The following is a 23,930-nucleotide window of genomic DNA, read 5'->3' as shown; positions in this document are numbered from 1 at the left end:
GTTGGACAGCCCTGAGGTCGCCGAATAGCGTGGAAAGGGGGGAACATCATGGCTTCATACGACATGACCGGTAAGAACGCACTGGTGACGGGTGCGACGAGTGGGATCGGCAGGGCCACCGCGCTGATGCTGGCGGAGAACGGGGCCCGCGTCGCCGTCGCGGGACGGGACAAGGAACGCGGGATGGCCGTCGTCTACGCCATCCGCGCCAACGGCGGCGAAGCCGACTTCATCCCGGCCGACCTGCACGACGCCGCCAGCGCCAAGGAACTGGCCCACCGCGCGGCCGAGACCGTCGGCCCCATCGACATCCTGGTGAACAACGCCGGAGTCGCCGCGTTCGGCCCGACCGAGGACTTCCCGGAGGAGTCCTTCGACGCGATCATGGCCACGGACGTGAAGGCGCCGTTTTACCTGGTAAGCGAGATCGCCCCAGCCATGGCGGCACGCGGCGGCGGCTCCGTCGTGAATGTGACCAGCATTTCGGGCAGTATCGGCATAGCCGACTCGGCCGCGTACGGCGCCGGCAAGTCCGCGCTCAACCAGCTCACCCGAAACTGGGCCGCCGAATACGGCCGCAAGGGCGTCCGGGTCAACGCGGTCGCCCCAGGCCCGGTCCGCACCCCCATGGCGGACCGGTCCGGCGACATCCCGGACGACCTCGCCGAACAGGCACCCGCCGGGTACGTGGCATCGCCAGAACAGATCGCCGCCGCGATCACGTACCTCGCCTCCGACGAGTCCAGCTACACCCAGGGCACCATCCTCGCCGTGGACGGCGGACGCAGCGCGGTCTGAACATCAGGCCTTGACAGCCGCAGAGCGGGAACGCTGTCAGGTGCCCGCGAACTCCTTCGCGAGCAGAGGGTGGACGAAGCGGTATCGCTTTGGGCTGACCTCGCGGAGGAGGCCGGTCTCGATCATTGTTGTCATCGCGGACGACACCTTCACCCCGATGACGCCGTTACGCCGGAAAACGCTTCTGACCAGCGGGTCCTCGCTGGAGAACATGTCGTCCCCGCTGACGCGCAAATGCCTGGCGAGTCCCTGAAGGACCATCGAGATCTGTGGGGTGGTGAACTCGGCGGTTGCGGACTTCGACCGTGCCCAATCCGCATACCATTTGATGAAATCGACCGGACCTGTCGGCAGATCACTGATCCAGGATGTCCGCGTGGTCAACGTCGCCAGGAATTCCGGGGAATGGATGACCTCAGCGGGCAGGGCCAGACGTTCGCGGTCGACGCCGTGCTCCGCGAGCACATTCCGCAACCGGCGCTCGGCCTCCTCCGCCGCGATGCCGTGCACGACCACAAGGTCGAATGAGGGATATCTCGTCAGGGCATCTCGGGTGGATTTGGCGCGGGCAGTCATGATGATCTTTGCACCGGTCTGGTTCTGCCAGCTCAGTAACGTGTCGACGAGCCTGTCGGAATCCTCCACTTCGTCCAAGCCGTCGAGTATGTAGATCAGGCGTCCACGCGTGACCATGGCGAACGCTTCGGAGAGCGGAATCCGGTACTCGCCCACCAGTGCGTGCGTCAACGACAGCTCGAATCCCGTCCGATCGGTCCGTAGCAGACGCAACCGCAGGAACACGGGTATCGGCTGATCGGGGTTCGTCGCCTGCTCCAGCAGGTGCTGGGCTATTCGCGCGGCGAGGACCGTCTTGCCGACGCCGGCCGTACCGGCCAGGAGCATCTTCTCGTCCCAGAGCGCGATGATTTCTGCGAGCCCGGCCAGGGGACGCGGGGTGTCCTCGCCAGGAAGGCAAAGGAGCGGGGCAAGCACGCGGTCCTCCTCCACCAACTGCTTGACCTGCCGATTGACCCGATCGGCGAGCACCGAGCGGGTGCCCAGGAACTCCTTGCGACTCCTCTGGTCATGCCGGGGAACGGCCTGCTCGGCGGACGTTATCTCCGAGTCCGCCGGCAGCGTCGGCGAAGCCTTCACCAGATCGATGTACGGGCTCACGTCCGTGGGAATCTCACGCTGCCGGTCGAGGAAGCAACGGACGATCCGCAGGGGGAGCACCCCCCAGTCCGGAAGGGTCTCGTTCTCGGCCGTCTCGAGGTCTTCCTCGATGCGCTTGAGCAGCGTGGGGTCGTCTGCCAGCCGGCGATAGAACTCGCGGTCGCCGTCTCGGATCAGGAGAACCGCAGCCAGTATGGATATGTCATAGTTCGCCAGGACTCTCGCCCTCGCTACTCTGTCCTGCAGGATCAGCACGTTGATGAACCGCTTGATGGCGCGAGGATTGTGCGCGAGTCCGATTTTGAGCAGGTCCGCGGCTGGTTTGATCGGGTCCCGTAGCAGTTTGTCGACATAGCTGTGGAAGTCGCTGTCGGAAAGCCGGGGCATCCAGAACGGAAATTGGACGATCTTGTCCAGGTAGTTGTCCACTCCCTGGTCTCCGTACTTGACGCGAACCGCGGCGATCAGAGGTTCCTCGGCGACTGCGAGGAAGAAGACGCAGTTGTTGCGGTTGAAGTGGATTTTCAGGGCTTCGAGCAGCGAGGTGATGTGATCGGCTTCGCATCGGTCCAGGTCGTCGATGAACACGATGAGCCGCTTCTTTCCGCTCGCGGCGAGGGCCTGCCCGATGAGTGAACTGAGATGCTGATCCAGCCTGGTGCGCTCGGATCGGGCCCGGAAATTCGACTCGTCGTACGCCTCGGTGAACTTGCGCACATCACCCACGGTGAGTTTGAGCGATGCCGTCAGCACCAGCGATCCGAGCACTTCGGAAATCGTCCGGAGCGTCCGCCTGACATCCGCCCGCCCGGCGAGCCCGAGATCGGTGACGATCGTGTGAAGCAGGGGCAGGACGGGATTGACGTCGTGCTGGTGCGGCCAGGGATCGAACCACACATGCGCGCAGTGCGAGTGCCGCTCCTGGAGCAGCTCCCTGACCTGCATCAGCAGGGAGGTCTTCCCCGTGCCCCACTCGCCGAACACGCCGATGACCATCGGCGGAGTCGCCGCCCCGGCCAGCTGCGCCAGCTCCTGGACGTACTCAGCCCGGTTGAGGAGATCGCTCGCTGACGGCTCGTCGTTGTGGGTGAAGCCCTCCTGGCCCTCCTGCTCGCCGGTTCCTGGCGCGTCGACCGCCTGGCGGGATCGGCGCCGCCGCCACCAGAACGCGCCCGCGGCCAGGAGCAGGAGGGCGGCGGCGCCCATGAGGAGGACGCGGTATCTCGCGAGGAATGACGGGCCGACCACGGCGATCTGCCGCCGGTCGATGCCGGTTGGCGCGGTCAGAACCAGCTGGCCGGTCGACGCCTGCCGGTTCGGACCGGGCACCAGCACGATCGTCGCGGTGCCTCCCGCCGCGAGGTACACCCGGCCGGTGCCCTCGACGCTCAGGGCGGTCGCGATCGATCCGGAGAGCTGAACGTGCGCGTCCGTGGCGACCCCCGGATTCACGAGCGTGATCTTCCAGTTGTTTCCGGGCACCAGGCGCTCAAGCGGAATGGAAAGCGGGCCCTGGTCCAGGAACTCCGGTTCTGCCGTCCCCGCCATCCCGACGACAACCGCCAATATCCACAGCAAGCGCGTCATATACCAATTTCACTGGAAAAACGATGGCTGTGTGCGGGGTATGGCCAGGAGATTATCGGCGCTACGGCTCCACGGGCTGCCAGTTCGGAGACAGACATCGCCGCCAGGAGGGAGTAAATGTCATGGCCAGGGCCGAGGCCACCATCAAGAGGGCCAGGATCATTACCGTGGCGTGTGGGCCCGCACTCTCGTAGAGCAGGGTGGCCACCACGGGCCCCAATGCGATCGAGCCGTAGGCCACCAGCCGGGAAATGCTGACAACACGCGCGGTTCTATCGGCGGGAATGCTATTGAACTCCGTGCGAATCGTCACATTGCTCAGCGCGCCGCCCATACCGTTGAGGAGCAACGCCAGCCCGAAAGCCCACGGTGTCAGGTCGGCGAACAAGATCAGCGTAAGTCCGGCCGAGCACAGCCAGATCTGGACCAGCAGGGTGGAACGACCGCTCTGGGTGAGCCCGACCCATTCGGCCAGCGCCGCGATCCAATTACGGTCGATCGTTTCTTGGATCTTGTTGGAGATGTCTCGCCGCTTGGGCGAAATGAGGGCGCCCATGATGCCGCCGATTCCCGACGCCGCGAGATACATCCCCATGACCGCCGGGCTGAGTCCGGTCGTGGACATGTGGGCGATGAAGACGACGGTGAGAGACTGCATCACCAGGTTGATATGGGCCGTCAGGAGGGTCGCGGAAAAGAGAAACCGATGCTTGAGCACCTCCTCCACACCGGTACGGATCTCCCGGACGAATGGCTGCCGCAGTGTTCGATCTGGCGGCTCGCCGGCCGGCACCCGGAACAGCGCGGCCGCGGCGAGCAGGAAACAGAAGGCGTTCGTCAAGAACGAGGTGAGCATGCCCAGCCCGTAGAGCACGCCGCCGAGCGGTCGCCCGGCCAGGGCCAGGGTGTGTACCGTGGCTTCGTGGACGGCCAGGGCGGTGTCCGTCTCCCCTTTCCGCGCCGTCGCTGGGATGAGCGCGGTCTCCGCAACTGAGGACAGGACCGCCAGCCCGCCCTCAACGAATGCGACGGCCAGAAGTAAGGAGATGTGCGGCTGGCCGAGGACCATGGCCACGCAGAGCGAGGCCAGGAGCAGGCCCCGTCCCGCCTCGCTCCAGGCCATCACGCGCTGGGGACTGAGCCGGTCGATCAGCATTCCCGCCGGAAGATAGGTGAGCAGCGCGGGAGCCGTCGCCGCGAACACCACCCAGCCCATCCAGGCTGACGTACCCGTGAGGGCGTAGGAAAGCAGCGGGTAGGTCACCGTCAGCGTCCGGGTGCCCAGCATGGACAGCGCCGACCCCGTCCAAGATCGCCGAAAGTCCCGGTTAGTGAAGAGAACCCAGGCCGACCATACTCTTTGTCCGCCCGTCACTACCCCATCCCCCACCACCTGGGCCTCGGCGATATTGTTCCGCGCGCCCGGGTCGGCGAGTAAGGATGGCTGCACTGTCAGAGAGTAAAGCATTGGCAAATACGGGACGGTGAGATTGCCGGGATGTGGTGATCAGGCTCGGCGGTCGTGCTCCGGCTCGCTCAGGCGGTCGGCTTCCGCGGCGAGCCGGGGCGGGAGCGTGGGCTGTGCCGTGGTCTGCCGGGCCCTGCGGGCCAGCCGTCCCGCTTCGGAACGGTTCCCGGCGGCCTCCATGACGCGGGCGGCGCGCAGCAGGGTGGAACCGTCTTGCTCGGTGTCCATCGGCGGGATGGCGAGCATCGCGTTGGGGAGGTCTCCGCTCAGCGCCAGGGCCAGCGCGTATGCGGCTCTGGTGGACGACCGCTGGAGCGGGCGCACCCGTTCCAGATCGCGGAGGGCGCGCTCCGGCCGCCGGAGATCCGACATGATCTCGCCTCGGGCCCGCAGCGCCTCGGGGGCGTTCCCCACCGTGGCGAGGGCGTCGTCCAGGATGTCCACCGCGCCGACCTCGTGCCCGCTGAACCACATCGCCCAGGCCAGCTCGGTCTGAATGGTCGGATCGTCCGGGCTGCGCCGGACCGCGGCCGTCAAATCCTTGATCGCGGAGCTGGGCTTTCCCTGCTTGATCAGAATCTGGCCGATCGCCGTCAGCAAGGTCGCGACCGCCGTCTCATTGCCCGGCAGGGTGGTCAGCAGTTTGGCCGCCGCGCGATAGTGCTCGACCGCGCGGTCGAGACCGCCGTCCAGGTAGGCCGCATCCCCGAGGAATGACTCGATCCGGGCGGGCAGGTGACTGTCTCCGCCCCCCAGCCGACGTGCTTCGGCGGCATGCCGGGTGGCGATGTCGAACTGGCCCGCGCGGAGTGCGGACTCCGCCAGCCGGAGATGGCTGGACGCGCTGAAGCGCCGGGGCTTCCCCGAGCCCCCGAGCATCAGCGGGGTGACCAGCCGGTCAGTCCAGATCCGGTAGCGTTCGCCGGTCCTGTCCACCCTGAGGATGTGGCGGCTGGTCAGTGCCTTGAGCGGCCGGTCGGGCAGCCCGCCGGCGAGGCCGAACCGCCGGTGGACCGTGGCCTGCGCCCCGGCGGGGTCGACGAAGGTTTCCAGGAGCTGCGCTCTGAGCTTCTCGGTGTCACCGTGGAAGTGGTCAGCGGCGACTTCGCCGATCATGCGGTCGCAGAAATCCGCGATCGACCGGTCCACGCTCGCCACGTCCTCGAACGTGATGTCCCTGTGATCCGCTGGGAGCGGATTCAGCAGGGCGGCGCACGCGACCTGGAGCAGGAGCGGTTCCACACTCTCCCGCACGTGGACGACCTCGTGCGCGCCGCTGCCGAGGCGGACGGTACGAAGATCGTCGACCAGCGCTTCGGCCACGCCAGGGAGGAAGACCCGCTTGCCGTCCTCGACGGGTCTGCGACAGGCGTCCAGGGCCGAAGCCACGCTGAGCGGGCGCAGCCGGTACGTGTGGCCGTCAAGCGGGCCGCGCAGGTGCGGCCGCTCCATCAGCTGGTCGAAGCAATTGTCACCGACCACGACGAGCAGGCGGAACGGCAGATCGCTGTCGATCGTCTCGCCTAGCTGTTCGACCAACTGGTCGCAGTGTGCCGCTCTGTCGCCGGAATAGGTGAACAGGTCGTCCGCTTGGTCGATGGCGGCCAGGATGGGCACGCGGTCGCCGAACGAATCCAGCTTGGGCGGCCTGCCGCGGAGGAACCGGGAGATCGTCAGACCGGATAACTCGGTCGGTGCCCGATAGGGGGACCAGGACGCGAGCAAAGTGAAGACCAGGGGATTGCCGGTCTCCCCGACCAGCGCCGCGGGCACGGCCGGCGGTCGCGAGAAGCGCCCGATCGGAAGCACATCCGTGCTGCGCGGATCAAGCATCGGAAGCACGCCGGCGGCGAGCAAGGACGATTTCCCCACGGCCGGCGGCCCATGCAGAATCGTGACGGGATTGGCCAGCCATTGGCCGGCCAGTTCGCGAACTTCCTGTTCACGCCCGAAGAACCGGACCGAATCCTCCCGGCGAAAGGCGCGCGCGGCGACGAACGGCCGCGCCGGGGAGAGTTCGCTGCCGGTGGTCTTCATCACGGTGTCCCGCCCATCGCCCTCGATTGTGCCAGCGATTCGTGCGTCGTCAGCGCGTGGATGGAGAATTATCGCAATTGATATGTGGCCAGGTCCGGGATCAGAGTGCCGATTGGAATCCGGCGACAGAAGGGTGGTCGGGATCCTGCGCGGCCTTTTCGTAGACCCTCCGCAGCGCGGGAGACTCCGCGGTCTTGAGGAAGCCAAGATCGAGGCCATTGATGTCGATCAGGCCGGCGGAGGTGTTTTCGCTCATACTTTCCCCTGGGTTTGTGGCTAACCACTATCACGATTATCGGTCGGACTGTTCCCACTCCCGTGCTTATTTGTGATTCTGTGACGCTATTTCCAGGGAATCAATCCTAGGATTTGAAATAGTACAGACGGCGGCCGGAGGCATACGTGAACGAGCAGGTCAACGACTACGCCCCCATGCGGATGCCTCCGGTGTGGGGGCGGGTTCCCGCCAGGAACCTGAACTTCACCGGGCGAGAGGGCATGTTGGAGCGCCTGCGGCTCAACATGGACATGTCGCGAACCACGGCCATCGTCGCCCACACCAATGTGCCGCAGGCCCTGCACGGCCTGGGCGGGGTGGGGAAGACCCAGCTGGTCACCGAGTACGCGTGGAAGTACCGCAGCTCGTACGACGTGGTGTGGTGGATTGCCGCGGACCAGCCGGCCCTGCTGTCCGCGGCGCTGGCCGCACTCGCTCCGGAGCTCGGCCTGCCCCCGGCGAGCTCCGTCGGTGTCGAGGAGTCCGCGGCCGTGGTCCGCAGGGCGCTACAGCAGGGCGACCCGTTCGACCGGTGGCTCCTGATCTTCGACAACGCGGACGAGCCGGAGTCCATCAAGTACTTCATTCCGGACGGCGGCCCTGGGCACGTGCTCATCACCTCGCGCAACACTCGCTGGAGCGAGAACAACGAGAGCATCGCCGTAGACGTCTTCGACCGCGAGGAGAGCATCGCCTTCCTCCGCAAGAGGCTCAAGCGGGACATGCCCCCGGAGGAGCCCGATGGCCTGGCCGAAGCGCTGGGTGACCTTCCGCTCGCTCTGGAGCAAGCCGCCGCCCTGCAGCTGACGACCGGGATGTCGACCGACGAGTACATCCTCGCGCTCGGCCAGCAGACCAGGTCAGTGCTGACGATGGGGAAGTCGAGCGAGTATCCCCGGTCGATGACGGCCGCCTGGCAGCTGTCGGTACAGGTGATCGAGGAAAGGATGCCGGAAGCGGCTGTGGTGCTGCGGTGCCTGGCCTTCTTCGGGCCCGACCCCATCCCCAGGGACGTGTTCCGCCGGGGCAACAAGACCGCGGGCATTCAGAGCATCGCCCCGATGATGGCCGATCCGGTGCTGCTCAACAAGGCGTTCGGAGAGCTCAACAAGTTCGCCCTGATCAAGGTTGACTCCCTGGCGGGCACCGTTCAGGTCCATCGCCTGGTCCAGGCCCTGCTCAGAGATGCGCTGAGCGAGCAGGAGCGGAGCAAGATCAGGCACGAGGTCCACCTGCTGCTCGCCGGAGGCGCGCCCTCCGACCCGCAGAACACCTCCATGTGGCGCAGCTTCCGCGAGATCCTTCCGCACATCGAGCCGACCGGCTTCGTTCGCTGCGTCGAAGGGCCGGCGCGCGTGCTCGGGATCAACCTCCTCCGCTATCTCTACCGAATCGGCGACTACACCTCGGCCAGGACGTTCGCCGAGCAGTTCCTCGCCGCGTGGACCGAGCAGTCGGGGGAGTCCAGCCCGGACGTGCTGCGCCTGCGCCGGCAGCTCGGGAACGTGCTCTGGCAGCTCGGCGAGTACGCGGCGTCCCATCACCTGAACGAGGAAACGCTGGAGCTGATGGAGGCGACGTTCGGACCCGACGACGAGGAGACGCTCAGAGTCGCCAACTCCTACGGAGCCAACCTGCGCGCGCTCGGCGACTTCGAGGCCGCTCGCGAGCGGGACCAGGTGACGATGGACGCCCTGGAACGGAAGTTCGGGGCGACCTACCCGACCACCCTTCAGGTGATCAACAACCTGGGGTTGGACAACGTGCTGCTCAGCGACTACCAGAAAGCCAGGGACCTGCAGAACCTCACGTATCTGGAGATGAGCAGTGCCACGGGGATCGGCAAGCTGGAGGTGCTGAACGCGTGGAACGGCCTGGCCCTGGTCATCCGGCTCTGCGGCGATTTCGAAGAGGCGTGCACCATGGGCGAGGACGCGTACTCCTTCGGCATCCGGGAGCTGACGCCGGAACATCCCCTGACCCTCAAGACGGGCAAGGATCTGTCGATCGCGTTGCGGCGCACCGGCGACATCTCCCGATCTCTCGCCATGGCCCGGGACATCCACAGCAGGTTCCACAAGCTGTTCGGACCCAACAACCCGGACGCCATGGCGGCCGCGATCGCGCTGGCCAACACGTTGCGTGAGGCGGGCGCCATCGAGGAGGCGTTCGCGCTGACCAGGGACACGTTGCCCCGGTACCGGCGCGTCTATGGCGCGCACCATCCGTACACCTATGGCTGCCAGGGAAACCTGGCTCTCCTCTACCGGCGTCGCGGGGACGCGGCCCGGGCACGCGAGGAGGATGCGGAGGCGTACGAGGGGTTGGTGAGCAGGCTCGGCGCCAATCACGGGTACACCTTCTGCGTGGCCGTGAATCTCGCCAGCGACTTCGCCGCGATGGGGGACACCGAGGCGGCGGTCCGCCAGGGTGAGGAGACGCTGGCCGGGCTTCGGGCGTTCTTCGGGGAGGATCACCACCTCACCCTGGCCGGCGCCGTGAATCTCGCCGTCGACCTGGACAACGCGGGGATGGAGGCCGAGGAGAAGAAGCTCCGGGCCGAGACCGTCCAGACGTATCGGGAGAAGCTGGGGCCGGATCATCCCGATCTGGCCCGGGCCCTCAAGGGCGAACGGATCGATTGGGATTTCGATCCGCCGCCGCTGTAACCATCAGCTGTTCCTGGCCAGCCAGGCCGCGCGATGCGCGGCGGCGGCGTCTGCGGCGCCGTCAAGGGCGGCCTGGGGGACCGGCTCGTCCATCCAGGCCGACAGGGTTCCTCGCATCGTGGTGACGAAACGCTCGCCCGCCTCGGTGAGGATGTCGCTGCCGAGCAGCGTGCCGGTGACGTCCCGTGCGGCCGCGCGCCAGCGGGCGAACTCGAGGTGCGGGCGCAGGTCGTCGTCGATCTGGCGCTGGCGTCGCCAGAATCCGGCCACGCCGGTGAACGCGTACGCACCTTGGAGCAGCCCGGCGAGCGGGCGCGGGTCGTCGCGCCACGGCGCGTAGAAGAGGCGCTGATCGGGCCGCAGGAGATCGACGACATCCAGGACCGCGTTCAGCTTGGTGTGCTGAAGCTCGTGGGCGAAGGTGGCGGCGAGCCAGCGGCCGTCCGGTGGCGTGGAGAGGGCGACCGCGCCGAATCTGTCCCGCGCGGAGGCGCTGCTGCTCCCGCGGGCAGGGGCCTTGATGGGAGTCAGTGCCGAGACGAGCGACCGGAGCTCTCCGCCGATCGTCCGATGCGGGTCCGACAGCAGGCGCCAGGCCTCATCCAGGCAGGTTTGCCACGAGGCCGCCTCATCGGCGGGGAGCCGCCCGTCGATCACCCGGGTCAGATCCCATCGATGCGGATCCAGATCGTCCAGGACCAGGTCGAGAGCACCGTCCGCCGAGGTGAGATGCCGCAGGGGCGTCAGCGGGCCGCGCACGCCGTCCACGGTCACCGCGTCCGCGCCGGTCACCTGGAGATCGACCATCCGTTCCTCGCCCGATTCCAGGTCGATGCGGCCGATCGAGGGCAGGGTGATCCCGCCCTGGCGGACGGGCACCCGGATGTCACAGGGGATCCGCGCCCGTATCGCGGCGGCGACGGCGATGGAACCGAGGTGGGCGGGGGCGAGGGCGGTGGCCTGGTCATCGAGCAGCGCCCGGAGGGTGTGCTTCGCCCAGGCGCCCACGGCCGGGTATCTGATCAACTGATTCACCGCCTCGGGGGCCTGCCGCGACAGGTCGGTGAGCAGGTCGTAGGCGCGCGTCACGTCTTTCGCGCGGGGGTGGTGGCGGCGGGCCGATACGTCGAGCACACCCAGGATCAACGAGAGATGCCTGCTGTACTGCGCAGCGGACAGTTCGGCGATGGCCTGCGCGCCGCCGCTGCCCCGGGCCAGCCGACCCAGGATCTCGGGGGAAAGCCGGTGTGAATGCAATTCCATGGCTACTCCGTCAGGTGATCGGGCGTCCAGTGGACCGTCGGAGGTCGGCGACGAGGCGGGCCCGGATGTGCTCGATCAACCGGTACAGGTCGTCGCAGTACACCGAGGGGTTGCGGAAGCCGCTGCCGGTCCGGTACCGGTGGGCGTAGAGGCCGCCCCCGCACACGCGGCCGAACCGGCACGCCTGGCAGGTGTCGCTCAACGCGTCCCAGCCGAGCTGCCGTGCCACGATGCCGGGGTGGCGAAGGGCGGCGTCGAAGGAATGGTCCACGATGTTGAGCCCGGTCGCCGCGGCGCCCTGTTGGACCACCTTGAGGGAGTCGGTCTGTTCGATCGTCCCGTCCGTCTCGATCACCACCAGGGACGACGGGGTCAGCCCGATGACCTCGGTCGCGGACGAACGGCCGAGCAGGACATTGATGATCTCTTCGAAGAGCCGGATGACGGTCTCGCCACGGCTCCCGTACCAGTGGTCGAAGATCGTGATCAGCCAGTCCGCGTAGGGGGTCGCATCGGGATCGCGCGTCGGCGGCGGCGAGTCCCAGGTCGCGTGCGGGACCAGGAAGTCGATTGCCGGCGGCTCGAACTCGATCAGCGCCTCGTAGGTCTCGATCGGGCTGTTGGCCAGGTCGACCGTGCACAGCAGGCCGCTGTAGAGGTGGCGGAAGGGCTCGCTCCCCAGCAGTCTCAGGGCCCGGGCGACGGCGTCGTAGCTGCCGCGGCCGTCGGCGAACCGGCGGTTGCGGTTGTTGCCGCGCGGGCTGCCGTCGAGTGACACACCCACCCGCACGTCGAGCGCGCTGAATGACCGCAACGCGGCCGCGTCGAGGAGGACGGCGTTGGTCTGGATCGCGGCGTCGACCCGGAGACCGCCGCCGACCTCCTTGCGAATCGTGTCGACGATGTTCGCCAGGTAGCCGTGCCCGGCCAGGAGCGGTTCGCCCCCGTGCAGGATCACCCGGACCGAGGTCAGATCGTGATCGTCGGCGTGCTGGGCGATTCGATGGGCGGCCACCGTGATGAGCGCGGGATCCATGATCATCGGCTGGGAGCGCCAGCTTTGGTCGGCCAATGTGTAGACGTAGCAGTAGTCACAGGCGAGATTGCATCTGCTGTGTACCTTGAGCAGGAATTGCCGGAACGGATGAGCGCGCCATCCCCGCCGCAGCAGCTCATCGACATCGATCATGTCGGGCCATTCCTGCGCTGGGTCCCCTGCGTTGGATATCAACCTGGAAACACCCCGCACCCATCAGGGATCCTTATGGGTAATTTATGACTTTACCCCAGATATGACGCAATAGGGAGCTTGGTAACTTTCTCAGGCGATGGGATAAGTGGCTGGATTGTGAGAATGCGTCTGATCACTAATGCCACATTTCGGGCCTGGTCAGGGATGTGATCCGGTGGCACGTGGGGTGATGCGGGACTGGGTGAGGCGGTATTGGGACGGGGGGATGCCGTAGCAGTCGATGAAGGCCTGGCGGAGGGTTTCCGGGGTGCCGAAGCCGGAGCGGGTGGCTATGGCGGGCATGGGGAGGGTGGTGGAGGTGAGGAGGTGGGCGGCGGCTTCGGTGCGGGCCAGGCGGACGAACTTGCCGGGGGGCTGGCCGAGGTGTTTGAGGAACAGGCGGGTCAGGTGGCGTTCGCTTACGCCCGCGTTGGTGGCCAAGGTGGCGGCGGTCAGGTCGGCGTCGGGGTGGGCGGTGATGTAGTCGACCACGCGTTTGACCAGGCTGTTGGCGGGTGAGGGCGGGGCGGTGAACATGCTCATCTGGGCCTGGTTGCCCGGGCGCTGGAGGTAGACCACCAATTGCCGGGCCACGGTTCTGGCGAGGTCGGGGCCGTGGTCCTCTTCGATGAGGGCGAGGGTGAGGTCCAGGGCGCTGGTGACGCCGGCCGAGGTGTAGACGTTTCCGTCCCGGATGAAGATGGGGTTGGGGTCCACGTGGACGTTCGGGTGGCGTGCGGCGATTTGGTCGGCCCATCGCCAGTGGGTGGTGGCTCGGCGGTCGTCGAGGAGGCCGGCGGCGGCCAGGATCATGGCTCCGGTGCAGACGGAGGCCACGCGGCGGCTTTCCCGGGCCAGCCGGCGGATGTGTGCGAGGAGCAGCCGGTTGGCGGCCGCGTCCTCGCTTCCGATTCCTCCGGAGACGAGCAGGGTGTCGATGGGGCCGGTGACGCGTTCGAGGGTTTCGCTGGTGTGCAGGGTCACGGTGGGGCCGCAGTCGATGGGGCGGCCGCCGGGGGTGACGAAGCGGACTTTGTAGTAGGGGGAAGCGCCTTGCACGTTCGCGGACTCCAGGGCCGAGACCACGCAGGCGATGTCCAGTAGCTCTGCGGCGTCGTATCCGACGACCACGAAATGCCGCGCGCTCATGGCTTGACTCTAAGCCGAAAGGACCGGGTGCCCAAGATTCCGGACCAGCCTGGTCGCCCTTCTTGGGCATGCCCGCCTCTGGTCACATAGTCGGACCATGACAGCGACGAAAGCGCGCAGCGGATGGCTGCGGTTCACCCTCCACTACGTCGAGATGATCATCGCGATGTTCGTCGGCATGTTCGCGCTGGGATCCCTCCAGTCCGCCGTCGGGCTCGACATCTCCCACACGGAGCACCCTGATCTTGGCTATCTGGTGATGGCCTTCAACATGTCCGTCGGGATGGCCGTCTGGATGCGTTTTCGTGGGCACGCCTGGCGGCCCACCCTGGAAATGTGCGCCGTCATGTTCGCCCCCGCCGTTCCCCTGTTCCCGCTGCTCTGGCTGGATGTCATCGGCGGTGGAACGCTGATGATGGCCGCGCACATCGCGATGTTCCCCCTCATGCTCGGCGTGATGCTCCTTCGCCGTGCGGAGTACACCCACCACGCCCACCGAGGTGCTAGAGCCACCGAGGCGCTGTGACATCCCGTTGCCGGCGGCCGGTGGCCCACGCGGCCAAGACGGGCAGGGTGCCGGTTACCGGGATCGGGTGGTCGGCCGGGCGGACGTCGTAGGTCTCGGTGCCTGTGCGCAGGGAGAACGACGGCACGTCCCGAGCCGCCCAGGAGGCGGTGACATCGTCGAGGAGACGCCGCAGGAACTCCTCCGGCAGCTCTTCGAATCGGCCCCCGTTGTCCAGGTCGATCGCGTGCAGCCACACCTCCCGGGCCCGCATCCAGGCGGTCTCCGTCGCCGGGACCGCCCGTCCGCGGATGGTACGCACCTGCTGTGACCAGCGCGAGGGCGCGAGATCCCGCCATTCGACGTTCAGGTGTACGGCGGAGTGCTCGGCGAGGTTCCGCAAGGCGTTGGGGCTGAGCGTCGCGCCGAACTCGATCTCGTGATCGCGGTCGGCGGGCGAGGCGTACATCGGGGTCTGCACGCCCGTGGCCGCCCAGTTGACCAGCCGGGACAGGGCGCGGGCGTTGTAGCCGACATGGGCGATCACGTGGCTGCGCGTCCATCCGGCGAGCAGCGAGTCCCCGCCGAACTCGCCGTCGGGGAGCTCTCTCAGCTTGCGGAGGAAGTAGGCCGTGCCTCTCCTCGCGAGGAGCAGATTCGCGAGGATCGCCGGATCCGAGGTGCGGTCGACTCGCGCGCCCATGGTCAGCTTCCGACGACGTTGCGCAGGGACCCGAGCCCGTGGATCTCGGTCTGGACGACGTCGCCCGGCCGCAGGTAGACGGGAGGTTTGCGGGCATGGCCGACGCCGCCGGGCGTGCCGGTGGCGATGACGTCGCCGGGTGCGAGGGGCAGGAACCGGGAGATGTAGGCGACCAGCTCGGCGGGGGAGAAGACCAGGTCAGACGTTGACGAGTCCTGCATGAGCTCGCCGTTCACGGTCGTGCTGATCCGCCCGTGGGTGAAGGCCGTCGTCAGGTACGGCCCCAGCGGCGTGGTCCCGGCGAAGTTCTTCCCTGGCAGCCACTGGGTCGTGTGGTACTGGAAATCCCGCAGCGTGACATCATTCATGATCGTATATCCGGCAATAGCGGCATCCCAGCCGATGACGACCGCCAGTTCCGCCTCCCAGTCCAGGTCTGTGGAGTGCGAGGACCACTGGATGGGATCAAAGGGACCGATCAACGTCTCCGGGTACTTGGTGAAAAGCGTCGGATATGCGGGCAACTCACGACCCATCTCCAGGATGTGGTTCCGGTAGTTCAACCCAACACAGATGATCTTGCCTGGTCGCGGGATCACCGGCGCCCACTGCGACGGTTCGAGCTCCGCCAGGGGGATCGTGGGGCCGCCCGCATTGTCCGCGAGATCCCGCCAGCCCGGGCCGCTCGCCAGCAGCGCCCCGACATCATCGAACGATTCGATGACCGTCACGTCGTGCTCGCCGACGACAACGGGCGCGGTTCCCGTGCCGGTTCGGATGGTGCCGATCTTCACGAGCCGTCCTCCGGAATGAACGTACGAGAAAAACCGAGCCGGTCGATGATCGGCCCGTCGTTGAAACGGAACAGGTCAAGCTGCGTCTCCGCCTGAATCGACCACGAAACCCAGGAAGGAACGACGAAAAGGTCACCCGTCGACACCGACCGCTCTTCGCCGCCGAGAACGACCGACCCGCTGCCTTCGAAAACCTGCCAGACCGACGAGCCGACCTCGTGGCGCGTACGCGTCCGGGTTCCGGCTCGCAGCCGGTGGAACTCCGCGCGAATCGTCGGCAGGACGTCCCCGCCCGTCGTCGGATTCACGTACCGGATCGCGGCGTGCCCCTGCTCGACCGTCGCTGGATGGCCCTCATCCTCAAGGGTGAGCTGCTCGGTGAGCGCCGCGTCGGTGTGCTCCCAGCGATACGCGGCAAGCGGCGACGATGTCCGTGGATCCAGCTCCGACATCGGCCGCAGCCCGGGATGCGCCCACAGCCGCTCGCTGCGCGACACCGCGGGCGACGCCTCATCGGTGACCCGCTCGGAGCCGAACTCGAAGAACCCCACGTCGGTGTAGCGCGAGAACGGAATGTCCAGCCCGTCGATCCACGCCATCGGCTGGTCGGTGTCGTTGTGATGGCCGTGGAAATGCCACCCCGGCGTCAGCAGGAAGTCACCCCGGCGCATCGCGACCGGGTCCCCGTTGACGACCGTCCACACACCCTCGCCTTCGACGACGAACCGGAACGCGTTCTGGCTGTGGCGATGCTCCGGCGCGGTCTCACGCGGCCCCAGATACTGGATGGCGCACCACAACGTCGGCGCGATGTACGCGGTGCCCGGCAGGCCCGGATTCACCAGCGCGATGGCACGGCGCTCTCCGCCTCGCCCGACCGGAACCAGATCCCCGGCGCGTTCGGCCAGCCGATGCAGGGTCGACCACCGCCACACGTGCGCCTTCGCCGACGGCGCCGGCACCAGGGGCATGAGGTCGTTCAACTGAGTCCACAGGGGCGTGAGATCGTTCGCCTCGAAGTCGGCGTAAAGCTGCTTCAGCGCCGCTTCGTCCGGTTCTGCGGTCATGTCATTCCTTCCCATTGGTCAGCGAGCGCCGTACAGCCAGTCGCTGTAGCGGAAATCTTTGGTGTCCCTGCGTCGCATCAGTTCGTTGCGCAGGAGCCGGCCCAGTCCGTCGGTGTGCCAGATGTCACCCCAGACGCGTGCCGAGTTCTGGACCAGGGTGGTCTGAGGTTCGCGTTCGCCGACGACCTGGTCGAAGATCGACGGCCAGTCGTTCGCGGCCGGGATTCCGTTGTGGCGGTCGAGGGCGCGGCCGATCGTCGCGGCGTCCTCGATGGCCTGGCAGGCGCCCTGGGCCAGATATTGGAGCATCGGATGGGCGGCGTCGCCCACGAGCAGGGTCGAACCGCGGCGCCACTGCGGCGTGGGCGTGCGGTCGTACATCGGCCAGCGCCGGTCCCGCCACAGGTGGGCGACGCCCTCCTGGACTTCGGCGCAGCATTCGGCGAAGGCGGTGTCGAGTTCGTCCACGCCGCCCCACTCCTCGTGCCCGGCCGCGAAGCGGGGCGAGCGGAACACCGCGACATGGTTCAGCATTTCGCCGTTGCGCAGCGAATAGCGTACGAAATGGCAGCCAGGACCCAGCCAGGCCACGACGTCCTCGAACGTGTCGTCGCCCCGGGGCAGGGTGCCGCGATAGGCGACGTATCCGGACGAGACGGGCTGATCGCCGACGATCGCGTCGCGCACCCGGGACGTCAGGCCATCCGCCGCGATACACGCGTCGGCCAGCCACGTGGTGCCGTTCGCCACCGAGACGCTCGCCCCGTCGAGTCCGTCGGTGACGGACTCGACCTCGGCTCCGGTGATGAGCTCCACCCCGGCGGCCCGGGCGGCGTCCAGCAGAATGGTGTGCAGGTCACTGCGGTGAATCACGATGTACGGCGCACCATAACGGGCCCGGAACTCCTCGCCGAGGTCCTGACGGGTCAGCTCCGAGCCGTCGACCGCGTCCTTCAACACGATGCTGCGAGGTTCGTAACCCAGCTGGAGCGTCTTATCGAGCAGCCCCCACTCGGCCAGAATCCTGGTGGCGTTGGGGGCCAGCTGAAGCCCGGCGCCGACCTCGCCGAATTCGTCGGCGCGCTCCAGCAACGTGACCTCGACCCCGCCTAATCTCAGCGCGAGCGCGGCCGTGAGACCACCGATTCCCCCTCCGACGACGATAACCGGTCGCCTATTTTTCTTCACAACAGAACCCCTCGTTTAACGTCCATTGCGCCGGGAGCGGTCTCCACCTAGGCATCTCCGCTGGCTCACAGAATCAGTGTTCCTTGGCCGGGCTTTCGCCGGGCTTCAAGCGCGTTATTCTTCTGGGGTGCAGAAGAACTACATCCAGCGGCCGCCGTACCCGATTGCCTCGGTGGACAACGCGCTGCGCATCCTGCAGATCCTTCGCGATCAGGGCAGCGTCCGGCTGACGGATATCGCCACCGATCTGGGTGTCGCCGTGTCGACCGCGCACCGGTTGATGGCGATGCTCGTGTATCGGGGGTTCGCCATCCAGGAGGACTCCAAGCGTTACGCTCCCAGCCCGGTGCTCGGGGTGGGAGCGGTGAGTTCGACCTGGCACCGCGAGGTGCGCCAGGTGCTGCAACCCGCGCTTGAGGCGCTGTGCGCGCGCTTCGACGAGACGGCGAACCTCATGGTCCGGGTGGGAGCGCACGTCCGGTTCCTGTACTCGGTCGAAGCCACGGCTATCTTGCGGGTCGGGGATCGGGCCGGGTCCGTCCTCGCCGCGCGATCCACCTCTGGCGGGAAAGCGCTGCTGAGTTACCAGAGCCCTGACTACCTGGCGCGGCTCTATCTGGGCAATGGGACCGCCGAGCACCGGCTTTCCCCCGGCGAATTCTCCGAGCTCCTCAATGAACTCGCCACGGTGCGGGCGCGGGGCTACGCCACCAACCGCGAGGAGTCCGAGAGCGGGCTCGGCGCGATCGGCCTGCCCGTCCTCGACTCCGCCGGCCGCCCCCTCGCCGCGTTCTCGCTCGCCACCCCGATCTCACGATTCGACCGGCTGCTCACCCCCGATTCGCTGGCCCACCTGTTCGAGGCCCAGCAGGACATGACGAGGGCGCTGCGGGATGCCGGGCTTGAGCAGCCCGACTCCCGCTGATAATGGGAAAGTTGCTAAATGGACTGCCACTACGGTCTTGACCAGGCACAACAGTGGGGTGGCAGGCTAATGAGCAGGTTTCCCATTAGTAGCTATTCGAGCCCTTCCAGCTCCGACCGGGCGTCCATCGGCGTCCACCACGGGGTGATCCCGAGGTCGGAGGCGATCACGCCCGCCCCGATATATCCGGCGCCGCCGGTGATCGCGCCATTCGGGTGGCAAGGCGAACCGGCCATGTAGAGCCCGTCGATCGCCGTCCGGTATCCGAAATGGTTGTACATGACCTGATCGGAGGTCAGCGCGCCCATGAAAATGTCGCCATAGCGCATGTTGGTGATCTCCTGTGTGTACTCCTTCGCCGTGTAGGTATAGGAGCCCAGCACGTTGTCCGGCGTCATGTTCGGCGCATACTCGCGCCATTTCTCCAGTATCGATTCCTGCAGCTGGTCCCGCACGCCGTCGATCGCGTCCGGATCGGAATCGATGTCGTACGGCACGACCTGCCACGCATAAGCCGTGTGCTTACCCGGAGGCGCCTGCAGCGGATCCAGCACGCTCAGCGCACCGGCCCCGAACTGCGCGTTGGACGGCACCTTCTTCTGCTCCACCTGGTCGTGCGCCTCAAGCAGGCTCGCGATCGTCTCCGAGCCGATGTTGTACTTCAACGCCGTGTCCACGTGGGGATCGAACGTCCCCGCCCGGTAGCGCGGCGCGTCGGCGAGCGCGAGATGCAGGCCGAACAGCGTCCACGGGGTGTACTTGTGATTGGCGACCTTCTCCCGGGTCTCGGCGGGAAGCTGCTCGCGCCCGACCATCTTCTCGAACGTCTGGTAGACGTCGATCGTGCTGGCCACGAACTGCCGCGCCTTGATCACGGTGCCGTCGGCGAGCTCCACACCGGTGGCCCGGTTGCCCTCCACCACGATCCGCTCGACCTGCGTCTGGTTCCTGAACTCCCCGCCGCCGGCGATGAAGATCTCCATGAGCGAGCGGGCCAGGTTCCAGCTCCCGCCCTGGGCCAGCTCGTAGCCGGTCGCCAGGTCGAAGGCGCGGATCAGCGAGCCGACCGGGCTGCCGGTGTTCAGCGCCTCGTGCAGGACCGTGCCGAAGAGCGAGAGCTTGAACAGGAAGAGCACCTTGACGTACTCGTTCTCGAACAGCTCGTTGACCGCGTCCAGCGGCTGCTTCTTGGTCAGCTCCAGGAACTCGCTGCCGAGCGCCGATCTGCCCAGCACCTCGGCCCGGTCGGCTTCGCTGAGGGGCGGCGCGAACCGCTCCTTCAAGAAGATCTTCTTCGTCATCTCCTCCGCCTTGATGTTCCATTCGCGGAAGGTCTTGGCGTCGTTCGCGGAGAAGCGGGCGATGTTGGCGGCGGTCTCGTCCAGGTCGCGGGAGAAGACGAGCGCGGAACCGTCGGCATGGGGTTGCGCGAACTCGTAGCGCGGCACGATGTAACGCATCTTCGCCGCCAGGTCCAGGTCCTTGAACCAGGGCGTGCCGCTGATGCTGAAGTGGTTGATCGAGTGAAGGTTGTGGTAGAAGCCGGGGAGCGTGCGCTCCTCGGTCGAGAGCCCGCCGCCGTAGCCGAGACGCCGCTCCACCAGGAGCACGCGAAGGCCGGCCTTGGCCAGGTAGCTGCCCAGGATGAGGCCGTGCTGGCCCGCTCCGATGATGATCCCGTCGTACGCACTCGCCGACGCCATGATGAAAACTCCTTGCTCGATCTCTAAACGATCGTTATCAGTTGAACGTCATGCCGCCGTCGACCACGAGCGTCTGGCCGGTGACGAAGCCGCTTGCCGTACCGGCCAGGAAGGCCATCGCCCCCAGCAGGTCGGCGCTGGTCTGGCGACGTTTGATGGCCTGGCCCGCGATGATCGCCGCCACGTCGGCCGGCGTGACCGTCGCCCGCGGCACCTCGGTCTCGGTCGAGCCCGGCGCGATCGCGTTCACCGTCACGCCGCTGCCGCCCAGCTCGCGCGCCAGCGAGCGGGTGAGCCCGATGACGGCCGCCTTGGAGGCGACGTAGTGCAGGTAACCGGGACGGCCCAGGAGCACGGCGCCGGAGGACAGGTTGATGATCCTGCCGTGCTCGGCGGCGCGCAGATCCGGAGCGAACGTGCGGCAGCAGACGAACACGCCGCGCACGTTCACGGCCATCACCCTGTCCCATTCCGGCACGGAGATGTCCTCGAAGGACTTCATCTCCAGGGTGGAGAAGATCGCGGCGTTGTTGATGAGGACGTCCACGCGCCCGAACGCGTCCAGGATCCGCGTGCGTGCCGCGGCCATGGAGTCCTCATCCGCGACGTCGGCCTCGACCGCCAGCCCGTGCTCGCCGAGGGAGCCGGCGACCTTCTCGCCGCCGTTGAGGTCGAGTACGGCCACCCGGTATCCCTGGTCGACCAGGTCACGCGCCACGGCGGCGCCGATGCCCTGACCGGCGCCCGTGACGACCGCCACCCGGCCGCTCATATCGCGTAGCCCGTGTCGGCGGAACCGGCGAACAGCTCGTCGGGTGTACGCAACCGTTTGGCCAGCCCCTGGGCGTGGGAGTAGCGCAGGAACACCTCCAGGACGTGGCGGTTCGGTTCGACCCCGTACGACCAGTAGTCCTCGCCGAGCGCGGAGATCGTCTCGGCGACGTGGTCGTCGAGCCAGGGCAGCATGACCTTCAGCGCGCTGCGGTACAACAGGTCCTCCTTGGCGATCCGCAAGGACGCCTGAAACGCCTTGGTCAGCGACCGGGCGGCCCACGGATGCCGGGCCAGGATCGCGCGCTTGATCACCACGGTGTGCATGATCGGGAAGATGCCCGTCTTCGCGAAATACGCCTTCTCCGCGGCCTTCGGATCCGCGAAGAGCCGCCGGACGTCGGGGGCCCGGCCGAAGCACGACGGCACATGAGCGCTCATCAGGGCGTCGATCTCCCCGCTGGCCAGCATCGCCGACAGCGTCTGGCCGGGCCCGATCGGCTGGACCTTCAGCCCGTCCGGCAGATCGAGCGTGATCTTCTCCTCCCGCCCGGGCGTCTCGACCCCGCCGCTGAAGTACTGCGGGGAGCAGGGGTCGACCCCGTACTCGTCCGCCAGCATTCCCCGCTGCCAGACACCAGCCGTGATCTGGTATTCCGGCACTCCGATCCGCCGCCCGGCGAGATCGGCCGGCTGCTCGATCCCGCTGCGGGCGTTGACGAAGATGGACTGGTGGCGGAAGTAGCGCGACGGGAAGACCGGAATCGCCAGGAACGGCGGATCTTCCTGGTCGAGCGTGAGGACGTAGGAGGACAGGCTCATCTCGGCGAGGTCGAATTCCTGGTACCTCAGCTGCCGGAAGAACGTCTCCTCCACCGGCAGCGCGAGGAAGTTCAGGTCGATGCCCTCCGGCTTGACCCGGCCGTCCTGGAGCGCGCGCGTCCGGTCGTAGTCGAGGCAGGCGAAGGTGAGGCTGAGTTGCGTCATTACTTGGCGATCCAGGCCTTGTCGAATTGCAGGATCAGCTGCGAGGAGGGTTTGATGCCGTGCACGTTCTCCTGCCAGGCGACCATCTGCGCCGTCTGGGCCAGCGGCACGCCGGGCATCGTCTCGTTCCAGACCTGCTGCAGCTGGGTGACGATGGACTTCTTCTCCGCCTCGTCGCCGGTGGCGGCGAAGCCGAGCAGGAGCTCGCGGAGCTTGGCGCCGTCGTAGCCGATTGGGTTGCCCTCGCGGCCCACCCGGTCGAAGTACCGGGCGAAGACCTCGCCGGGCTCGTCGGGCACCGACCAGCCGTAGACCGCGATGTCGAAGTCGCCCTCGACGAGGACACGCCGGATCAGGTCCTGCACGGTCTGCACCGGGGCGGCCTCGACCTGGAAGCCGACCGCGTTGAGCATCGCCTGGATGGTCAGGCCCAGCTCGGGCTGGGTCGGCGGGGTGACCATGACCAGCTTGCCGTCGAATCCGGCCGCCTTCGCCTGTGCGAGGAGGTCCTTGGCCTTGGCCTGGTCGAACGCGGGTCCGCCGACCGAGTTGGCCCAGCGGGAGCTGGACTGGAAGATCTCGGTGCCGGGCAGGCCCTGGCCGCTGTTGACCCGCTGGTCGATGACCTTGGCGTCGATGGCGTGCGCGATCGCCTGCCGTACCCGGACGTCCTCGCCGGGGCGGGGTTTGTCGCCGATGCCGTTGTTGATGAGCAGGATGGAGCCGGTGTTCATCAGGTCGACGTAGCCGCCGAACTTCCCGTCCAGGACCGTACGGATCACCTGCGGGCTGGTCAGGAACGCCGCGTCGGCCCCCTGGGTGTTCATCAGGTCCCCGAGCGCCTGAGGCGTGGCCACCGGCACGAACCGGAGCGTGTCCAGGTACGGCTTGCCGTTCCAGTAGTCCGGGTTCGCGCTCAGGACCAGCTCCTCGCCGGGCGACCAGCGCTCCAGCTTGAACGGCCCGGCGCCGACCGGGTTGCGGACGAATTCCGCACCGAACTTCTTCACCCCGGCCGGTGACACGATGTTGCCCGGCGCCTGCGCCAGCATGAACGGGAAGTCCGCCCACGGCCGGGAGAGCTTGAAAACGGCGGTCATGCCGTCGGCCGTGACCGAGTCGAGCGCGTCGTCCATGAAGCCCGCCCAGCCGCCCTTGGCCGCGATGTAGCGTTCGACGCTGAACTTCACCGCCGCCGCGTCCAGGGGCGTACCGTCGGTGAACTTGACGCCGTCGCGGAGGGTCACCGTCCACTCGGTGTTGTCGTCGTTGGCTTCCAGCTTCTCCGCGAGCTGGGGCAGGTACTTGCCCGAGGTGGCGTCGTAGCGGACCAGCGAATCGTAGAGCGCGGCGAGTTCCGACCCGCCGGCGCTGCCGGCGCCGAACTCGGTGGCCGGGTCGAGGTTGTCGACTTCCACGCCCAGGGCATAGGTGAGCGTGCCGCCCTGCACGGGCTCACCGGCGGGGGCGTCGTTCTGCACGAAGCCGCGCGCGATCCCGGGAGCGGTGGCGCCCTGGCTCGGTGTCGACGCGGTGTTTCCCCCACCACCTCCGGAACATCCGGCCAGGAGGAGCGAGGTGGTGGCGAGAGCGAGGATGGCCCGGCGAGTGGTGGTTGTCATCGGCTTTCCC

At 67.2% G+C, this 23,930-nt stretch carries 19 protein-coding genes; 4 read left to right on the top strand and 15 right to left on the bottom strand.

Annotated elements, in window-relative coordinates:
- The first annotated feature begins 48 nt into the window (after positions 1-48).
- The gene (locus ABGB08_RS05060; protein WP_347586771.1) at positions 49-798 is read left to right on the top strand and encodes an SDR family oxidoreductase; all 750 of its coding nucleotides are present in this window, start codon (positions 49-51) and stop codon (positions 796-798) included.
- Positions 799-834: 36 nt separating this feature from the next.
- On the opposite strand, the gene ABGB08_RS05055 is transcribed toward ABGB08_RS05060, so the two are convergent.
- The 4 genes from ABGB08_RS05055 to ABGB08_RS05040 all read right to left on the bottom strand — a co-directional run bounded on the left by ABGB08_RS05055 (position 835) and on the right by ABGB08_RS05040 (position 7,322).
- Entirely contained in the window at positions 835-3,561 is a 2,727-nt protein-coding gene (locus ABGB08_RS05055; RefSeq protein ID WP_347586769.1) for a P-loop NTPase fold protein, read from the bottom strand.
- A 61-nt stretch (positions 3,562-3,622) separates the two neighbouring features.
- Complete coding sequence (locus ABGB08_RS05050) at positions 3,623-5,029, bottom strand: MFS transporter (protein ID WP_347586766.1); 1,407 nt, start codon at positions 5,027-5,029, stop codon at positions 3,623-3,625.
- Between the two features lie 39 nt (positions 5,030-5,068).
- Complete coding sequence (locus ABGB08_RS05045) at positions 5,069-7,066, bottom strand: tetratricopeptide repeat protein (RefSeq protein ID WP_347586764.1); 1,998 nt, start codon at positions 7,064-7,066, stop codon at positions 5,069-5,071.
- A 100-nt stretch (positions 7,067-7,166) separates the two neighbouring features.
- Entirely contained in the window at positions 7,167-7,322 is a 156-nt protein-coding gene (locus tag ABGB08_RS05040) for a hypothetical protein (protein ID WP_347586762.1), read from the bottom strand.
- Between the two features lie 146 nt (positions 7,323-7,468).
- On the opposite strand from ABGB08_RS05040, the gene fxsT reads away from it, so the two are divergent.
- Positions 7,469-10,012, top strand: coding sequence for an FxSxx-COOH system tetratricopeptide repeat protein (gene fxsT, locus ABGB08_RS05035; RefSeq protein ID WP_347586760.1), 2,544 nt, complete (start codon positions 7,469-7,471; stop codon positions 10,010-10,012).
- 3 nt (positions 10,013-10,015) lie between these two features.
- Here fxsT and ABGB08_RS05030 read toward each other — a convergent pair whose 3' ends face one another.
- The 3 genes from ABGB08_RS05030 to ABGB08_RS05020 form a co-directional block, all read right to left on the bottom strand.
- Complete coding sequence (locus ABGB08_RS05030; protein WP_347586758.1) at positions 10,016-11,275, bottom strand: HEXXH motif domain-containing protein; 1,260 nt, start codon at positions 11,273-11,275, stop codon at positions 10,016-10,018.
- Positions 11,276-11,285: 10 nt separating this feature from the next.
- Entirely contained in the window at positions 11,286-12,464 is a 1,179-nt protein-coding gene (locus ABGB08_RS05025) for an FxsB family cyclophane-forming radical SAM/SPASM peptide maturase (protein WP_347586756.1), read from the bottom strand.
- A 201-nt stretch (positions 12,465-12,665) separates the two neighbouring features.
- Entirely contained in the window at positions 12,666-13,655 is a 990-nt protein-coding gene (locus ABGB08_RS05020) for a GlxA family transcriptional regulator (protein WP_347586754.1), read from the bottom strand.
- A gap of 97 nt (positions 13,656-13,752) precedes the next feature.
- Here ABGB08_RS05020 and ABGB08_RS05015 point away from each other — a divergent pair, with 97 nt between their 5' ends.
- A complete protein-coding gene (locus ABGB08_RS05015; RefSeq protein WP_347586752.1) occupies positions 13,753-14,181 on the top strand; it encodes a hypothetical protein in 429 nt (142 codons plus the stop codon).
- On the opposite strand, the gene ABGB08_RS05010 is transcribed toward ABGB08_RS05015, so the two are convergent.
- From ABGB08_RS05010 to ABGB08_RS04995, 4 genes are read right to left on the bottom strand one after another with little or no spacing between them, the layout of a single operon-like run.
- Positions 14,159-14,863, bottom strand: a complete 705-nt coding sequence (locus ABGB08_RS05010) for a maleylpyruvate isomerase family mycothiol-dependent enzyme (protein WP_347586750.1) — start codon at positions 14,861-14,863, stop codon at positions 14,159-14,161. The two genes, ABGB08_RS05015 and ABGB08_RS05010, sit on opposite strands and share 23 nt — an antisense overlap.
- Before the next feature lie 2 nt (positions 14,864-14,865).
- Complete coding sequence (locus ABGB08_RS05005; protein WP_347586748.1) at positions 14,866-15,657, bottom strand: fumarylacetoacetate hydrolase family protein; 792 nt, start codon at positions 15,655-15,657, stop codon at positions 14,866-14,868.
- A complete protein-coding gene (locus ABGB08_RS05000; protein WP_347586746.1) occupies positions 15,654-16,724 on the bottom strand; it encodes a cupin domain-containing protein in 1,071 nt (356 codons plus the stop codon). The genes ABGB08_RS05005 and ABGB08_RS05000 overlap by 4 nt, the downstream gene beginning before the upstream one ends.
- A gap of 18 nt (positions 16,725-16,742) precedes the next feature.
- Complete coding sequence (locus tag ABGB08_RS04995) at positions 16,743-17,912, bottom strand: FAD-dependent monooxygenase (RefSeq protein WP_347586744.1); 1,170 nt, start codon at positions 17,910-17,912, stop codon at positions 16,743-16,745.
- A 127-nt stretch (positions 17,913-18,039) separates the two neighbouring features.
- Between ABGB08_RS04995 and ABGB08_RS04990 the strand changes: the two genes are divergently transcribed.
- Positions 18,040-18,837, top strand: a complete 798-nt coding sequence (locus ABGB08_RS04990; protein WP_347586742.1) for an IclR family transcriptional regulator — start codon at positions 18,040-18,042, stop codon at positions 18,835-18,837.
- Between the two features lie 92 nt (positions 18,838-18,929).
- On the opposite strand, the gene ABGB08_RS04985 is transcribed toward ABGB08_RS04990, so the two are convergent.
- Genes ABGB08_RS04985 through ABGB08_RS04970 form a run of 4 tightly spaced genes read right to left on the bottom strand, consistent with a single transcriptional unit; the run spans position 18,930 to position 23,920 of the window.
- The gene (locus ABGB08_RS04985) at positions 18,930-20,540 is read right to left on the bottom strand and encodes an NAD(P)/FAD-dependent oxidoreductase (RefSeq protein ID WP_347586740.1); all 1,611 of its coding nucleotides are present in this window, start codon (positions 20,538-20,540) and stop codon (positions 18,930-18,932) included.
- Between the two features lie 37 nt (positions 20,541-20,577).
- The gene (locus ABGB08_RS04980; protein WP_347586738.1) at positions 20,578-21,300 is read right to left on the bottom strand and encodes an SDR family oxidoreductase; all 723 of its coding nucleotides are present in this window, start codon (positions 21,298-21,300) and stop codon (positions 20,578-20,580) included.
- A gap of 8 nt (positions 21,301-21,308) precedes the next feature.
- A complete protein-coding gene (locus ABGB08_RS04975) occupies positions 21,309-22,298 on the bottom strand; it encodes a PhnD/SsuA/transferrin family substrate-binding protein (RefSeq protein WP_347586736.1) in 990 nt (329 codons plus the stop codon).
- Complete coding sequence (locus tag ABGB08_RS04970; protein ID WP_347586734.1) at positions 22,298-23,920, bottom strand: ABC transporter substrate-binding protein; 1,623 nt, start codon at positions 23,918-23,920, stop codon at positions 22,298-22,300. Before ABGB08_RS04970 ends, ABGB08_RS04975 begins: the two co-directional genes overlap by 1 nt.
- Positions 23,921-23,930 lie beyond the last annotated feature (10 nt).

This window comes from Acrocarpospora sp. B8E8 (assembly GCF_039871605.1).
Taxonomy (GTDB): Bacteria; Actinomycetota; Actinomycetes; order Streptosporangiales; family Streptosporangiaceae; genus Acrocarpospora; species Acrocarpospora macrocephala.
Note: the sequence above shows the minus strand (reverse complement) of the source record. Positions and strands in the feature narration are given on the sequence as shown.

What these genes read in the sequence shown, in the direction of transcription:
- ABGB08_RS05060 (WP_347586771.1), top strand. Translation starts at nt 49, where the DNA reads ATGGCTTCATACGACATGACCGGTAAGAACGCACTGGTGACGGGTGCG.
- ABGB08_RS05055 (WP_347586769.1), bottom strand. Translation starts at nt 3,561, where the DNA reads ATGACGCGCTTGCTGTGGATATTGGCGGTTGTCGTCGGGATGGCGGGG.
- ABGB08_RS05050 (WP_347586766.1), bottom strand. Translation starts at nt 5,029, where the DNA reads ATGCTTTACTCTCTGACAGTGCAGCCATCCTTACTCGCCGACCCGGGC.
- ABGB08_RS05045 (WP_347586764.1), bottom strand. Translation starts at nt 7,066, where the DNA reads ATGAAGACCACCGGCAGCGAACTCTCCCCGGCGCGGCCGTTCGTCGCC.
- ABGB08_RS05040 (WP_347586762.1), bottom strand. Translation starts at nt 7,322, where the DNA reads ATGAGCGAAAACACCTCCGCCGGCCTGATCGACATCAATGGCCTCGAT.
- ABGB08_RS05030 (WP_347586758.1), bottom strand. Translation starts at nt 11,275, where the DNA reads ATGGAATTGCATTCACACCGGCTTTCCCCCGAGATCCTGGGTCGGCTG.
- ABGB08_RS05025 (WP_347586756.1), bottom strand. Translation starts at nt 12,464, where the DNA reads ATGATCGATGTCGATGAGCTGCTGCGGCGGGGATGGCGCGCTCATCCG.
- ABGB08_RS05020 (WP_347586754.1), bottom strand. Translation starts at nt 13,655, where the DNA reads ATGAGCGCGCGGCATTTCGTGGTCGTCGGATACGACGCCGCAGAGCTA.
- ABGB08_RS05015 (WP_347586752.1), top strand. Translation starts at nt 13,753, where the DNA reads ATGACAGCGACGAAAGCGCGCAGCGGATGGCTGCGGTTCACCCTCCAC.
- ABGB08_RS05010 (WP_347586750.1), bottom strand. Translation starts at nt 14,863, where the DNA reads ATGGGCGCGCGAGTCGACCGCACCTCGGATCCGGCGATCCTCGCGAAT.
- ABGB08_RS05000 (WP_347586746.1), bottom strand. Translation starts at nt 16,724, where the DNA reads ATGACCGCAGAACCGGACGAAGCGGCGCTGAAGCAGCTTTACGCCGAC.
- ABGB08_RS04985 (WP_347586740.1), bottom strand. Translation starts at nt 20,540, where the DNA reads ATGGCGTCGGCGAGTGCGTACGACGGGATCATCATCGGAGCGGGCCAG.
- ABGB08_RS04975 (WP_347586736.1), bottom strand. Translation starts at nt 22,298, where the DNA reads ATGACGCAACTCAGCCTCACCTTCGCCTGCCTCGACTACGACCGGACG.
- ABGB08_RS04970 (WP_347586734.1), bottom strand. Translation starts at nt 23,920, where the DNA reads ATGACAACCACCACTCGCCGGGCCATCCTCGCTCTCGCCACCACCTCG.